The sequence below is a fragment of the Enterobacter sp. Li2LvB3 genome (assembly GCF_056156645.1).
Window position 1 is genome coordinate 24,781 of sequence record NZ_JBSICG010000037.1, and the last position, 15,230, is coordinate 40,010.

Annotated in this window: 11 protein-coding genes; 9 read left to right on the forward strand and 2 right to left on the reverse strand. The window is 52.8% G+C overall.

Features of this window, described 5'->3' with window-relative positions; all coding sequences use genetic code 11:
* Positions 1 to 2: 2 nt before the first annotated feature.
* The 5 genes from rlmD (at position 3) to eno (ending at position 7,683) form a co-directional block, all read left to right on the forward strand.
* Positions 3 to 1,301 carry a 23S rRNA (uracil(1939)-C(5))-methyltransferase RlmD gene (gene rlmD, locus ACS603_RS22370; RefSeq protein ID WP_182062260.1) on the forward strand — a complete coding sequence of 433 codons (1,299 nt, stop codon included), beginning with the start codon at positions 3 to 5 and terminating at the stop codon, positions 1,299 to 1,301.
* A gap of 51 nt (positions 1,302 to 1,352) precedes the next feature.
* On the forward strand, positions 1,353 to 3,584 hold the full coding sequence (relA, locus tag ACS603_RS22375; RefSeq protein WP_182062259.1) for a GTP diphosphokinase: 2,232 nt from the start codon (positions 1,353 to 1,355) through the stop codon (positions 3,582 to 3,584).
* A gap of 68 nt (positions 3,585 to 3,652) precedes the next feature.
* Positions 3,653 to 4,444: a nucleoside triphosphate pyrophosphohydrolase gene (gene mazG / locus ACS603_RS22380; RefSeq protein WP_182062258.1), complete on the forward strand. Its 792-nt coding sequence runs from the start codon at positions 3,653 to 3,655 to the stop codon at positions 4,442 to 4,444.
* A gap of 223 nt (positions 4,445 to 4,667) precedes the next feature.
* Positions 4,668 to 6,305 (forward strand): glutamine hydrolyzing CTP synthase, encoded by a 1,638-nt coding sequence (gene pyrG, locus ACS603_RS22385; RefSeq protein ID WP_474944943.1) that lies wholly within the window; start codon positions 4,668 to 4,670, stop codon positions 6,303 to 6,305.
* An 82-nt stretch (positions 6,306 to 6,387) separates the two neighbouring features.
* Complete coding sequence (eno, locus tag ACS603_RS22390; protein WP_182062256.1) at positions 6,388 to 7,683, forward strand: phosphopyruvate hydratase; 1,296 nt, start codon at positions 6,388 to 6,390, stop codon at positions 7,681 to 7,683.
* Positions 7,684 to 7,738: 55 nt separating this feature from the next.
* On the opposite strand, the gene ACS603_RS22395 is transcribed toward eno, so the two are convergent.
* On the reverse strand, positions 7,739 to 8,848 hold the full coding sequence (locus ACS603_RS22395; protein ID WP_182062255.1) for an SDR family oxidoreductase: 1,110 nt from the start codon (positions 8,846 to 8,848) through the stop codon (positions 7,739 to 7,741).
* Between the two features lie 537 nt (positions 8,849 to 9,385).
* On the opposite strand from ACS603_RS22395, the gene queE reads away from it, so the two are divergent.
* Positions 9,386 to 10,057 carry a 7-carboxy-7-deazaguanine synthase QueE gene (queE, locus tag ACS603_RS22400; protein ID WP_182062254.1) on the forward strand — a complete coding sequence of 224 codons (672 nt, stop codon included), beginning with the start codon at positions 9,386 to 9,388 and terminating at the stop codon, positions 10,055 to 10,057.
* A gap of 89 nt (positions 10,058 to 10,146) precedes the next feature.
* On the opposite strand, the gene queD is transcribed toward queE, so the two are convergent.
* Positions 10,147 to 10,509, reverse strand: coding sequence for a 6-carboxytetrahydropterin synthase QueD (queD, locus tag ACS603_RS22405; RefSeq protein WP_014071558.1), 363 nt, complete (start codon positions 10,507 to 10,509; stop codon positions 10,147 to 10,149).
* A 304-nt stretch (positions 10,510 to 10,813) separates the two neighbouring features.
* On the opposite strand from queD, the gene cysJ reads away from it, so the two are divergent.
* The 3 genes from cysJ (at position 10,814) to cysH (ending at position 15,142) form a co-directional block, all read left to right on the forward strand.
* On the forward strand, positions 10,814 to 12,619 hold the full coding sequence (gene cysJ / locus ACS603_RS22410; RefSeq protein ID WP_474944944.1) for an NADPH-dependent assimilatory sulfite reductase flavoprotein subunit: 1,806 nt from the start codon (positions 10,814 to 10,816) through the stop codon (positions 12,617 to 12,619).
* Positions 12,619 to 14,331 (forward strand): assimilatory sulfite reductase (NADPH) hemoprotein subunit, encoded by a 1,713-nt coding sequence (gene cysI, locus ACS603_RS22415; protein WP_182062252.1) that lies wholly within the window; start codon positions 12,619 to 12,621, stop codon positions 14,329 to 14,331. The genes cysJ and cysI overlap by 1 nt, the downstream gene beginning before the upstream one ends.
* 76 nt (positions 14,332 to 14,407) lie before the next feature.
* Positions 14,408 to 15,142, forward strand: a complete 735-nt coding sequence (gene cysH, locus ACS603_RS22420; protein WP_474944945.1) for a phosphoadenosine phosphosulfate reductase — start codon at positions 14,408 to 14,410, stop codon at positions 15,140 to 15,142.
* Positions 15,143 to 15,230 lie beyond the last annotated feature (88 nt).

Genomic DNA, 15,230 nt, shown 5'->3' on the forward strand with positions numbered 1-15,230 from the left:
CGATGGCGCAATTCTACTCTGCAAAGCGACGCGTGACGACGCGTCAGATCATAACTGTTGAAGCCACAGACCTCGATTCCTTTGGTCAGGGGGTCGCTCGTCACAATGGTAAAACCTTGTTTATAACAGGTTTGCTGCCTGATGAACGAGCAGAAATAACCCTGACGGAAGATAAGCGCCAGTATGCCCGTGGCCAGGTCAAACGTCGCCTGAGTGAGAGCCCTGAACGTGTTGTACCACGCTGCCCTCACTTTGGCATATGCGGTGGTTGCCAACAGCAGCACGCCAGTATTGACCTTCAGCAAAAAAGTAAAAGTCACGCACTAGCGCGTCTTATCAGACATGACGTTAATGACATTATTGCAGATCAACCCTGGGGTTACCGCCGCCGCGCCCGCCTGAGTCTCAGCTATCAGCCCAAAACGGAACAGCTGGATATGGGTTTTCGCAAAGCGGGCTCCAGCGATATTGTGAATATCCGACAGTGCCCCATTTTGGTGCCCCAACTTGAGGCATTGCTCCCGGAAGTGCGTTCCTGCCTGTCTGAATTGGACGGCATTCGCCATCTGGGACACGTTGAACTGGTGCTGGCAAACAATGGGCCGCTCATGGTGCTGCGTCATACTGCACCACTGTCGAAAAAAGACCGTGAAAAACTGGAACGCTTTTCGCATTCTCACGAGCTTGCGCTTTTCCTTGCGCCCCAAAGCGAGATACTTGAGCAGGTTACAGGAGAGGCTCCCTGGTATGCGTCAAACGGGCTACGCTTAACGTTCAGTCCGCGTGATTTCATTCAGGTAAACGACGGCGTGAATCAGCAAATGATAGAAAAAGCGCTGGCGTGGCTGGATGTTCAGCCAACTGACCGGGTGCTCGATCTGTTCTGCGGTATGGGCAATTTCACGCTGCCGCTGGCTCAGAAAGCGTCAAGCGTTGTGGGCGTTGAAGGCGTCGAGGCGCTGGTGGCAAAAGGGCAGGAGAACGCTCAGCTTAATGGGTTGCAAAATGTGACATTCTTTCATCAAAATCTGGAGGAAGATGTCACCCGGCAGCCGTGGGCTAAGCAGGGTTTTGACAAGATTTTACTCGACCCGGCGCGCGCTGGCGCACCGGGCGTGATGCAGCATATTATTAAACTCGCACCAAAGCGCGTGGTCTATGTTTCCTGTAACCCGGCCACGCTTGCCAGAGATAGCGAGACATTAACCCAGGCGGGTTACCAAATTCAGCGTCTGGCAATGCTGGACATGTTCCCGCACACTGGGCATCTGGAATCAATGGTGTTGTTCGAGCACATATAATGAGTTTGGCTTGTCGACTTCGACAGGCCCTGGTCCCTAAAGGAGAGGACAATGGTTGCGGTAAGAAGTGCACATCTCAATAAAGCTGGTGAGTTTGACCCACAAAAATGGATAGCAAGTCTGGGGATTTCCAGCCAGCAATCGTGTGAACGCTTAACCGGAACCTGGGCTTATTGTCTGCGCACCACGCAAGGGCATCCTAATGCTGAATTGCTGTTGTGGCGCGGTATTGAGATGGTCGAAATCCTCTCCATGCTCAACATGGATATCGAAACGCTACAGGCGGCGCTCCTGTTCCCACTCGCAGACGCAGACGTAGTTTCTGAGGATGTGCTGGTGGAGAGCGTCGGCAAACCCGTTGTGGCGTTGATCCATGGCGTACGTGATATGGCAGCTATCCGCCAGCTGAAAGCTGCCCATACAGATTCAGTCTCCTCTGAACAAGTCGATAACGTCCGTCGGATGCTGCTGGCCATGGTGGATGACTTCCGCTGCGTGGTCATCAAACTTGCCGAGCGTATTGCTCACCTGCGCGAAGTGAAGGATGCGCCGGAAGATGAACGCGTGCTGGCGGCTAAAGAGTGTACAAATATCTATGCACCGCTGGCGAACCGTCTGGGTATCGGGCAGCTGAAATGGGAGCTGGAAGATTACTGCTTCCGCTACCTGCACCCGGCGGAATATAAGCGTATTGCCAAGCTTCTGCATGAACGTCGCATTGACCGCGAACACTATATCGATGAGTTTGTCGGCGGGTTGCGTCAGTCGATGAAAGAAGAGAACGTGCGTGCCGAAGTGTACGGTCGACCAAAACATATCTACAGCATCTGGCGCAAAATGCAGAAGAAGCACCTCGCCTTTGACGAGTTGTTTGACGTGCGCGCGGTGCGTATCGTTGCCGATCGCTTGCAGGACTGCTATGCCGCGCTGGGGATAGTGCACACGCACTTCCGCCATCTGCCGGATGAGTTTGATGACTATGTCGCGAACCCAAAACCGAATGGCTACCAGTCTATTCATACCGTGGTACTTGGCCCTGGCGGCAAAACGGTTGAGATCCAGATCCGTACCAAACAGATGCATGAAGATGCCGAACTGGGCGTTGCTGCGCACTGGAAATACAAAGAAGGCACAACCGGCGGTGCGCGTTCTGGCCATGAAGACCGCATTGCATGGCTGCGTAAACTGATTGCGTGGCAGGAAGAGATGGCGGATTCCGGCGAGATGCTCGACGAAGTTCGCAGCCAGGTCTTTGATGACAGGGTTTATGTCTTTACCCCGAAAGGCGATGTCGTTGACCTGCCAGCGGGGTCTACGCCGCTCGACTTTGCTTACCACATCCACAGCGATGTAGGGCACCGCTGCATCGGCGCAAAAATTGGTGGGCGTATCGTGCCGTTCACCTACCAGCTACAGATGGGCGATCAGATTGAAATTATCACCCAGAAGCAGCCGAACCCAAGCCGCGACTGGCTGAATCCAAACCTGGGCTACGTGACCACCAGCCGCGGGCGCTCCAAAATTCATGCCTGGTTCCGCAAACAGGATCGCGATAAGAACATCCTTGCCGGCCGTCAGATCCTTGATGATGAGCTTGAGCATGTCGGCATCAGCCTGAAAGAGGCAGAGAAGCACCTGCTGCCGCGCTACAACTTTAATGAGCTGGATGAGCTGTTAGCCGCCATCGGCGGGGGCGATATCCGTCTGAATCAGATGGTGAATTTCCTGCAAGCTCAGTTCAACAAGCCAAGTGCGGAAGAGCAGGACGCCGCCGCACTGAAACAGCTTCAGCAGAAAAGCTATGCTCCACAGCAGCGCAGCAAAGATAACGGCCGCGTGGTGGTAGAGGGCGTCGGTAATCTGATGCACCACATCGCCCGCTGCTGCCAGCCCATTCCGGGTGATGATATTGTCGGCTTTATCACTCAGGGGCGCGGGATCTCTATTCACCGCTCGGATTGCGACCAGCTCGCCGAACTGCAATCCCATGCACCGGAGCGTATTGTCGATGCTGTGTGGGGCGAGAGTTACTCTGCTGGCTATTCGCTGGTGGTGCGCGTCACCGCGAATGACCGCAGCGGTTTACTGCGTGATATCACGACCATTCTTGCCAACGAAAAGGTCAACGTGCTTGGCGTCGCCAGCCGCAGTGATACCCGCGAGCAGCTCGCCACCATCGATATGACTATCGAAATCTACAACCTCCAGGTGCTGGGCCGCGTGCTGGGCAAACTGAATCAGGTACCGGACGTGATTGACGCACGTCGTCTGCACGGCGGTTAACCGCGCTTTCTTTTGTAAGCCGGGTAAGGTTTTACCGCCACCCGGCTTGTTTTTTAATGGAACATATTATGACCCAAATCGACCGCCTGCTCGGCATCATGAAACGCCTGCGCGACCCGGAAAACGGCTGCCCGTGGGACAAAGAGCAGACTTTTGCCACCATCGCGCCATATACCCTCGAAGAAACCTACGAAGTGCTGGATGCCATCTCCCGTGAAGATTTCGACGATCTGCGCGGTGAGCTGGGTGACCTGCTGTTCCAGGTGGTGTTTTATGCCCAGATGGCACAGGAAGAAGGGCGTTTTAATTTTGACGACATCTGTGCTGCCATCAGCGACAAACTGGAGCGCCGTCATCCGCATATTTTCGGCGATGCTACCGCCGAAAACAGCGCGGAAGTGTTGGCTCGCTGGGAGCAGATAAAAAGCGCTGAGCGCGCTGAAAAATCCCAGCATTCAGCGCTGGATGACATCCCGCTGAGCCTGCCTGCACTCATGCGTGCGCACAAAATCCAGAAACGCTGCTCTGCGGTGGGATTTGACTGGACATCGCTTGGCCCGGTGCTGGACAAAGTGCATGAAGAGATCGACGAAGTGATGCATGAAGCGCAACAGGCAGTTGTGGATGAAGCAAAGCTGGAAGAGGAAATGGGCGATCTGCTGTTTGCGACTGTCAATCTTTCGCGCCATTTGGGTGTAAAAGCGGAAACTGCACTGCAAAAAGCCAACATTAAGTTCGAGCGTCGTTTCCGCGAAGTGGAGCGGATTGTGGCCTCACGCGGCCTGGAAATGACCGGTGTAGACCTCGATGTGATGGAAGAAGTCTGGCAGGAAGTAAAACGCCAGGAATCTGATCTCTAACGGATTTTTGCGATCAAGCGCAATTTGTGTGATTTTTTAAATGACAAGCGCTTGATTTGCGTCAAAAACATTTACCCAAAACGGGCTATTTTCTCACTCCTTATGTTTGTCATAGCCTGGAAAGGAGACGGAGAATGAAAGTTTGTGGCGCTCGCGGTGTTCGGGTATACTACTTTCCCGTCCTGGTTATTCCATCGTTTCACCCTAACTTCTCAGGTTCAGCATGACAACGAACTATATTTTTGTGACCGGCGGGGTCGTATCCTCTCTGGGTAAAGGCATTGCCGCAGCCTCCCTCGCAGCCATTCTTGAAGCCCGTGGCCTCAATGTGACCATGATGAAACTGGATCCGTATATCAACGTCGATCCGGGCACCATGAGCCCAACCCAACACGGGGAAGTGTTCGTTACTGAAGACGGCGCTGAAACCGATCTGGATCTTGGCCACTACGAGCGTTTCATTCGTACCAAAATGACCCGTCGTAACAACTTTACGACTGGCCGTATCTACTCTGACGTTCTGCGTAAAGAGCGCCGCGGTGACTACCTGGGCGCAACCGTGCAGGTTATCCCGCACATCACTAACGCAATCAAAGAACGTGTTCTTGCTGGTGGCGAAGGCCATGACGTTGTGCTGGTTGAAATCGGCGGTACTGTGGGTGATATCGAATCCCTGCCGTTCCTTGAAGCGATTCGTCAGCTGGCGGTAGACATTGGTCGTGAGCATGCACTGTTCATGCACCTGACGCTGGTGCCTTACATGGCTGCCGCAGGTGAAGTGAAAACCAAGCCGACTCAGCATTCCGTTAAAGAGTTGCTCTCTATCGGTATTCAGCCTGATATCCTGGTTTGCCGCTCCGATCGCGCTATTCCGGCCAACGAACGTGCCAAAATTGCATTGTTCTGTAACGTGCCAGAAAAAGCCGTTATTTCAATGAAAGATGTCGATTCCATATATAAAATCCCGGGCCTGTTGAAATCACAGGGCCTGGACGATTATATTTGTAAACGATTCAGCTTGAGCTGCCCGGAAGCAAATCTGTCCGAATGGGAACAGGTTATTTACGAAGAAGCTAACCCGGCAGGCGAAGTGACTATCGGTATGGTTGGTAAGTACATTGAACTGCCAGATGCCTATAAGTCAGTTATCGAAGCGCTGAAACACGGTGGTCTGAAGAACCGCGTCTCCGTTAACATCAAGCTGATTGATTCGCAGGATGTTGAAACTCGCGGCGTTGAAATTCTGAAAAATCTGGATGCTATCCTTATCCCTGGCGGCTTCGGCTACCGTGGTGTAGAAGGCAAGATCGCCACCGCACGCTATGCGCGTGAAAACAATATTCCATACCTCGGCATCTGTCTGGGTATGCAGGTTGCGCTGATCGAATTTGCGCGCAACGTAGCGGGAATGGAAAACGCGAACTCTACGGAATTTGTGCCAGACTGTAAGTACCCTGTTGTGGCGCTTATCACTGAATGGCGCGACGAAGACGGCAACGTCGAAGTCCGTACCGAGAAGAGCGATCTGGGTGGCACTATGCGTCTTGGCGCACAGGCCTGCCAGCTGTCCGACGATAGCGTTGTTCGCAAGCTGTATGGTGAGTCAACCATCACCGAACGTCATCGTCACCGTTATGAAGTCAACAACATGTTGTTGAAACCAATTGAAGCTGCGGGTCTGCGTATTGCGGGCCGTTCCGGGGATGATCAGTTAGTCGAGATCATTGAAGTGCCAAACCATCCGTGGTTTGTTGCCTGCCAATTCCACCCGGAATTTACTTCAACGCCGCGTGACGGACATCCGCTGTTTGCAGGCTTTGTGAAAGCCGCCAGCGATTACCAGAAGCGTCAGGCGAAGTAAAAAAAGTTAGAACGGCAACGCGTACCATTGGTACGCGTTGTTTGTCTGGAGTTTTAGTTTAACTTGTACTGAGGAAAATCTAATGTCCAAAATCGTTAAAGTCATCGGTCGTGAAATCATCGACTCCCGTGGTAACCCGACCGTTGAAGCCGAAGTTCACCTGGAAGGTGGTTTCGTCGGTATGGCAGCTGCTCCATCAGGTGCTTCTACTGGTTCCCGCGAAGCGCTGGAACTGCGCGATGGCGACAAATCCCGTTTCATGGGCAAAGGCGTACTGAAAGCTGTTGGCGCTGTAAACGGTCCTATCGCTCAGGCAATCCTTGGCAAAGACGCCAAAGACCAGGCTGGCATCGACAAGATCATGATCGATCTGGACGGTACTGAAAACAAATCTAACTTCGGTGCGAACGCAATCCTGGCTGTTTCCCTGGCAAACGCCAAAGCAGCAGCAGCTGCAAAAGGCCAGCCACTGTTCGAGCACATCGCTGAACTGAACGGCACCCCAGGCAAATACTCCATGCCAGTACCAATGATGAACATCATCAACGGTGGTGAGCACGCGGATAACAACGTTGATATTCAGGAATTCATGATTCAGCCAGTTGGCGCGAAATCCCTGAAAGAAGCGGTACGCATGGGTTCTGAAGTGTTCCACAACCTGGCTAAAGTTCTGAAAGCTAAAGGTATGAACACTGCTGTTGGTGACGAAGGTGGCTATGCGCCAAACCTGGGTTCTAACGCAGAAGCTCTGGCAGTTATCGCAGAAGCAGTGAAAGCTGCTGGCTACGAACTGGGCAAAGACATCACCCTGGCGATGGACTGTGCAGCATCTGAATTCTACAAAGACGGTAAATACGTTCTGGCTGGCGAAGGCAACAAAGCGTTCACCTCTGAAGAATTCACTCACTTCCTGGAAGACCTGACCAAACAGTACCCAATCGTTTCTATCGAAGACGGTCTGGACGAATCTGACTGGGCTGGTTTCGCATACCAGACCAAAGTACTGGGCGACAAAATCCAGCTGGTTGGTGACGATCTGTTCGTAACTAACACCAAGATCCTGAAAGAAGGCATCGAGAAAGGCATCGTTAACTCCATCCTGATCAAATTCAACCAGATCGGTTCTCTGACCGAAACTCTGGCTGCGATCAAAATGGCGAAAGACGCTGGCTATACCGCTGTTATCTCTCACCGTTCTGGCGAAACTGAAGACGCTACCATCGCTGACCTGGCTGTTGGTACCGCAGCAGGCCAGATCAAAACCGGTTCTATGAGCCGTTCTGACCGTGTTGCTAAATACAACCAGCTGATTCGTATCGAAGAAGCTTTGGGCGAAAAAGCACCATACAACGGTCTTAAAGAGATCAAAGGCCAGTAATAGCCTTTAAATCTTAAGATGAAAATGCCAGTCAAATGACTGGCATTTTTTTTGGCTATTTGAAATCGACTGCCATCTGTTCGGGGATTGTCAGCCCCTGAGTGGTCTGCACACAGCGGGCGATATAATCCGTAAAGCGGGGCGGTTTTGGCATCCCCATACTCAACAGTTTGTCGTTGCTGAAGCGCACGTTAAGCGTGGCAAACGCACCGTACAAACGCATAGCCTTAAGCATCAGGCGCTCATTGCAGGGGCCAAAAATGTGCTTCAGTTCCCGACGCATTTTCACCAGAGTTTCATAACTCACCTGGGCGTATTTGTCGCCGACCGGCGCTTTTTCCAGCGCTTCCGCCATCGCCATATCAATATCAGCAAAGCGAACGCTGCTCTCTTCTCCGGCCGAAATATGGACAACTTCACCCTGACGGGCAGAACTGTTGAGCAGCATCAGCAGCGCATCAGCACAGTAATCCACAGGCACAACATCGACTTTATCTTCCATAGAGCACATGAATTTTTGCAGCATCAGCCCCATGCTGAAGACCCAAAAAATACTGCTCGAAGGCGTGCAGCCGTGACGTGTGTGGCCGACCACGATCGACGGGCGGGCAATCAACAATGGTAAGTGCGGGCATTGCTGGCGCATCAACTGCTCAATGGTGGATTTCGAGTAGGTGTATTCCACCAGATGTTCGGCGTTCTCTCTAAACTCTGCGCTTTCTGCAACCAGACTATCCTGTTCCGGCGTGCATGACATGGCTGTCCCCACGTGCAGGAAACGCTGTAAACCTGCCACCTGTTCCATTCGGGTAGCGAGTGCCAGCGTACCCTCAACGTTTACTTTCCAGATAAGCGGGTTATTACCAAAGGAAGCGACGGCCGCACAGTTGACCACATGAGTAACCTGATCCAGTCGCGGATCGCTCAGGAAGTCGTGCGTGTTAGCGAGATCGCCGATGAGGATGTCATCCGCTGTCAGCCTGGCCAGCGTGTTCTCATGAACATGGAATTTGCGCATATTCTCCTTTACGCGCTCAAGCCCTTCTTGCGGGTTGCCGGCACGTACCAGAAGCAGCAAGTTTACTGTCTGATCGCTATTAAGGATTTTTTCGAGTACTGCTCCGCCAAGAAACCCGGTCACGCCCGTAATGAATAACGTATTCATGGATACTGTCTCATGCTGATAGATGAGCGGATTGTAGGCGGGGAAAAGTAAACGGCGTTTAAATAAAGAAATGCCATTAAAGGCCGTATCTTAAGCTTATTTTAAGGTAAGGAAATCAGGAGGAGATATTCGACAACGGTATGCAATGAATGATTCAATTAAATAATTTAAAATATTTAATGTGTTGTTTTTTAATGAATTAATTTTCTATTTTTATGTTTTCTAGTTAATTCTAAATGTAAAAATAAAAATGCTTTGTTACACCATGATGAAACGCTAAAACGAATGGTCATTTCCCAAAGTAAAACAAAGGACACAAACAGCGAATAGCGTAACAGGCCGCGATGAAATAACCTGCTAAATAATTGTTATAATAATGGAGGAAGTGTTGCACTGCCTTTCTGCGGGATTGTCAGACCCTCCACAGCCGGGCTGGAGCGGTATGTCCCGGTAATTAGCGGGCAAAGCACCGATGGAGCATGATCCTTCGACGGGGATCTGCGATAATTAACGATTACCCCTTTAACTGAGAAGACTATGCAGTACCCGATTAACGAGATGTTCCAGACCCTGCAAGGCGAGGGTTACTTTACCGGCGTTCCCGCTATTTTTATTCGTTTACAGGGATGCCCGGTTGGCTGTGCCTGGTGTGATACCAAACATACGTGGGATAAACTTGCAGATCGGGAAGTGTCGCTGTTTAGCATTCTGGCTAAAACCAAAGAGAGCGATAAGTGGGGCGCGGGGAGTTCAGAAGATCTGCTGGCGATTATCGGTCGTCAGGGCTGGACGGCGCGCCATGTGGTGATCACCGGCGGTGAGCCTTGTATTCACGATTTAACACCCCTGACAGAGCTGCTCGAAAAGAACGGTTATAGCTGTCAGATTGAAACCAGTGGAACGCATGAAGTGCTTTGTTCTCATGCAACCTGGGTGACGGTTTCACCGAAAGTGAGTATGCGCGGTGGCTACGATGTATTGTCGCAGGCGCTGGAGCGTGCTGACGAAATCAAACACCCGGTTGGCCGCGTACGTGATATCGAAGCGCTGGATGAACTGCTGGCGACGTTGTCTGACGAAAAACAGCGCGTGATTGCTCTTCAGCCTATCAGCCAGAAAGACGATGCCACACGTCTGTGCATTGAAACCTGTATTGCGCGCAACTGGCGCCTGTCGATGCAGACACACAAGTATCTGAATATCGCCTAAAAAAAGCCCGGTGACGCTAGCGTTTACCGGGCCTCAAACGTCCAGTATTGTAGGTCGGGTAAGCGTAGCGCCACCCGACACTACTGTGACTATCCGCGATACACGCATCCCGCCGTGCAGGTTTCTTTAATCATCACCGCGCTCAGCAGTGGCACCAGCGGTTTCATCTGATCCCAAATCCATTTTGCCAGCACTTCGCTGGTTGGATTTTCAAGACCCGGGATATCATTCAGATAGTAGTGATCCAGGCGATCGTAAGTCGGCTTAAACGCCGCTTTCAGCTCAGCAAAGTCCATGATCCACCCAGTATGCGGATCGACTTCACCCGTGATTTCAAGACGCACCATAAATGAGTGCCCGTGTAAACGGCCGCATTTATGCCCGGCAGGGACGTGTGGAAGATGGTGTGCGGCTTCGAAGACGAAATCTTTAAACAGTGTGGTGGACATCATGAACTCTCAAGTAATGCGGAAAAAACCGCCGCATAGTACCGGAAAGCACATTTTTTAGCATTAACTAAAACGGCCTTTACCTTCATTGATGGCGGATACAGCGTTTTAGCTGGTTTTTATATTTATATTTCAATGGATTAGATAATCGGTTTTATCGTTAAGAACGATAGCTAAAACAGGTTAGTCCATTTGGTTATTTATTATTTCCATCCCTTCTTTAATTGTTATTATCCACGCCGTTAACCTTATCTCTAGTTTGGTCTTTTTGCATAAATTCCGCTTTGCTACTGGAACATAACGACGCATGACAACACAGGCCCCACCTTCAAATTTGCTTCCCCTGAACCCGGAGCAACTGGCGCGCCTACAGGCCGCCACCACTGATTTTTCACCCACTCAGCTTGCCTGGGTGTCCGGCTATTTCTGGGGAATGCTTAACCAACAGCCAGGGGCCGTTGTTGCCGCGCCTGCCGCTGCCGTTGAGATCCCGGCTATTACGCTTATCTCTGCCTCGCAGACGGGCAACGCCCGCCGCGTGGCCGAAGCGCTGCGTGATGACCTGCTTGCCGCCAAACTGAACGTGAACCTGGTGAACGCCGGGGATTATAAATTCAAACAAATCGCGTCAGAAAAACTGCTGGTGGTTGTGGCTTCAACACAGGGCGAGGGCGAACCCGCTGAAGAGGCGGTGGCGCTGCATAAATTCCTGTTCTCGAAGAAAGCGCCAAAACTGGATGGCACTGCCTTTGCAGTGTTTGGCCTGGGCGACACCTCCTATGAATTCTTCTGCCAGTCCGGTAAAGACTTCGACAGCAAGCTGGCAGAGCTTGGCGCTGAGCGTCTGCTGGACCGTGTCGATGCTGATGTGGAATACCAGACCGCGGCGGCGGAATGGCGTTCTCGCGTGGTCGAGGTGCTGAAAGCGCGTGTCCCGAAAGAGACATCCACGCAGGCAGCATTCAGCGCCACTGGCGCCGTCAATGATATTCACACCAGCCCGTACACCAAAGAGGCACCGCTGACGGCAAGCCTGTCGGTGAATCAGAAGATCACTGGCCGCGACTCAGAGAAAGACGTTCGCCATATCGAAATCGATCTGGGCGATTCCGGTTTACGTTATCAGCCGGGTGATGCGCTGGGTGTCTGGTATCAGAACGACCCTGCATTAGTGAAAGAGCTGGCAGAGCTGCTGTGGCTGAAAGGCGACGAACAGGTCACCGTTGAAGGCAAAACACAGACACTTGCTGAAGCGCTGCAATGGCATTTTGAGCTGACCGTGAACACGGCCAACATCGTTGAGAATTACGCCACCTTAACGCGCAGTGAATCCCTGCTGCCTTTAGTGGGTGATAAAGCGAAGTTGCAGCACTATGCGGCCACCACCCCGATTGTTGATATGGTGCGTTTCGCGCCAGCCCAGCTGGATGCAGAAGCGCTGGTTGGCCTGTTACGTCCGCTGACGCCGCGTCTTTACTCTATCGCCTCTTCGCAGGCGGAAGTGGAAAGCGAAGTCCACGTGACCGTGGGTGTGGTGCGTTATGACATCGAAGGCCGTGCTCGCGCGGGCGGTGCATCCAGCTTCCTGGCTGAGCGTGTAGAAGAAGAGGGCGAGGTTCGCGTCTTTATCGAGCACAACGACAACTTCCGTCTGCCGACAAACCCGGAAACGCCGGTCATTATGATTGGCCCAGGCACCGGTATCGCGCCGTTCCGTTCCTTTATGCAGCAGCGTGCGGCAGATGAAGCACCCGGTAAAAACTGGCTGTTCTTCGGCAACCCGCACTTTACCGAAGATTTCCTCTACCAGGTTGAGTGGCAGCGCTATGTTAAAGAAGGCGTGCTGAACCGCATCGACCTGGCCTGGTCGCGTGACCAGAAAGAAAAAGTATACGTACAAGACAAACTGCGCGAACAGGGCGCAGAGCTGTGGCGCTGGATCAATGACGGTGCCCACATTTATGTCTGCGGCGACGCCAATCGCATGGCGAAAGACGTTGAGCGGGCTTTGCTGGAAGTGATTGCCGAATTCGGCGGTATGGATGCCGAAACGGCGGACGAATATTTAAGTGAGCTGCGCGTAGAGCGCCGTTATCAGCGAGATGTCTACTAATGAGCGAAAAACACCCTGGCCCACTGGTGGTCGAAGGCAAACTGACTGATGCTGAGCGCATGAAAGTTGAGAGTAACTATCTGCGCGGCACCATTGCCGAAGATTTGAATGACGGTCTGACTGGCGGTTTTAAAGGCGACAACTTCCTGCTGATCCGTTTCCACGGTATGTATCAGCAGGATGACCGCGATATCCGTGCCGAACGTGCAGAACAAAAGCTGGAGCCGCGTCACGCGATGCTGCTGCGCTGCCGCCTGCCGGGTGGGGTTATCACCACTAAACAGTGGCAGGCAATCGACAAATTCGCCCATGACAACACCATATACGGCAGCATCCGTCTGACGAACCGTCAGACCTTCCAGTTCCACGGCATTCTGAAGAAGAACGTGAAGCCGGTACACCAGATGCTGCACTCGGTCGGGCTGGACGCGCTGGCGACCGCCAACGACATGAACCGTAACGTGCTCTGCACCTCGAACCCGTTTGAGTCTGAGCTTCATGCCGAAGCGTACGAATGGGCGAAGAAGATTTCTGAGCACCTGCTGCCACGTACCCGCGCGTATGCGGAGATCTGGCTCGATCAGGAAAAAGTTGCCACCACGGATGAAGAACCGATCCTCGGCCAGACCTATCTGCCGCGTAAGTTCAAAACCACAGTGGTGATCCCGCCGCAGAACGATATCGATCTGCACGCCAACGACATGAACTTCGTGGCGATTGCGGAAAACGGCAAGCTGGTGGGCTTTAACCTGCTGGTGGGCGGCGGTTTGTCCATCGAACACGGCAACAAGAAAACCTATGCCCGCACGGCGAGTGAGTTCGGTTTCCTGCCGCTTGAGCACACGCTGGCCGTGGCGGAAGCGGTTGTTACCACGCAGCGCGACTGGGGTAACCGTACCGACCGTAAAAACGCGAAGACCAAATACACCCTGGAGCGCGTGGGCGTTGAGACGTTTAAAGAAGAAGTGGAACGTCGCGCTGGTATCAAATTTGAACCGATCCGTCCTTATGAATTCACCGGTCGCGGCGATCGTATCGGTTGGGTAAAAGGCATCGACAATAAATGGCACCTGACGCTGTTTATCGAAAATGGCCGTATTCTGGATTATCCAGGCCGCCCTCTGAAAACTGGTTTGCTGGAAATTGCTAAGATCCATAAAGGTGAGTTCCGTATTACTGCCAACCAGAACCTGATCATTGCCGGTGTGCCGGAAAGCCAGAAAGCGAAGATCGAGAAACTGGCGCGCGATCATGGGTTGATGAATGCGGTGAAACCGCAGCGTGAAAACTCAATGGCCTGCGTGTCATTCCCGACCTGTCCGCTGGCAATGGCCGAAGCGGAACGCTTCCTGCCGTCGTTCACCGACAAAGTGGAAGCGATTCTGGAAAAACACGGTATTCCTGAAGAGCATATCGTGATGCGTGTGACCGGCTGCCCGAACGGCTGTGGCCGTGCGATGCTGGCTGAGCTGGGTCTGGTGGGTAAAGCGCCGGGCCGCTACAACGTGCATCTGGGTGGTAACCGGATGGGTACGCGTATTCCGCGTATGTATCGCGAGAACATTACGGAATCAGAAATTCTCGATTCCGTTGACGAGCTTGTCGGGCGCTGGGCGAAAGAGCGCGAAGCGGGTGAAGGCTTCGGTGACTTTACGGTGCGTGCGGGCATCATTCGCCCGGTGCTCGATCCCGCTCGGGATTTCTGGGAGTAACATCCCGACGGTATTACAGGTTTTGTAAGCCGGGCAAACGCAGTGCCGCCCGGCAAAACAGGCAAACGAGGTTCTTATGTCCGTACTCGATCTAAACGCCCTTAACGACCTGCCAAAAGTCGAGCGCATCCTTGCACTGGCAGAAACCAACGCACAACTGGAAAAGCTGGACGCCGAAGGGCGTGTGGCGTGGGCGCTGGAAAATCTGCCGGGTGACTATGTGCTCTCGTCGAGCTTTGGTATTCAGGCGGCAGTCAGTCTGCATCTGGTGAATCAGATCCGACCAGACATTCCGGTGATCCTCACCGATACCGGCTACCTGTTCTCGGAAACCTACCAGTTTATCGATGAGCTGACGGACAAGCTCAAGCTGAACCTGAAAGTCTACCGCGCGACTGAAAGCGCGGCCTGGCAGGAGGCGCGTTACGGCAAACTGTGGGAGCAGGGCGTTGAAGGCATTGAGAAATACAATGAAATCAACAAAGTTGAGCCGATGAACCGTGCGCTGAAAGATCTGAATGCACAGACCTGGTTTGCCGGTTTACGCCGCGAGCAGTCTGGTAGCCGCGCCACGTTGCCGGTGCTGGCGGTTCAGCGCGGTGTGTTCAAAGTGCTGCCGATTATCGACTGGGACAACCGTACGGTTTATCAGTATCTGCAAAAACACGGGCTGAAGTACCATCCGCTGTGGGACCAGGGGTATCTGTCTGTAGGCGATACCCACACCACGCGTAAATGGGAACCGGGAATGGCGGAAGAAGAGACGCGATTCTTTGGGCTCAAGCGAGAGTGCGGATTGCACGAAGGGTGATCCCATTAACTCCCCCTCACCCTGACCCTCTCCCCATAGGGGAGAGGGGATCGCCCGGAGCCGTCTTTTCTCCCTCGCCCCTATGGGG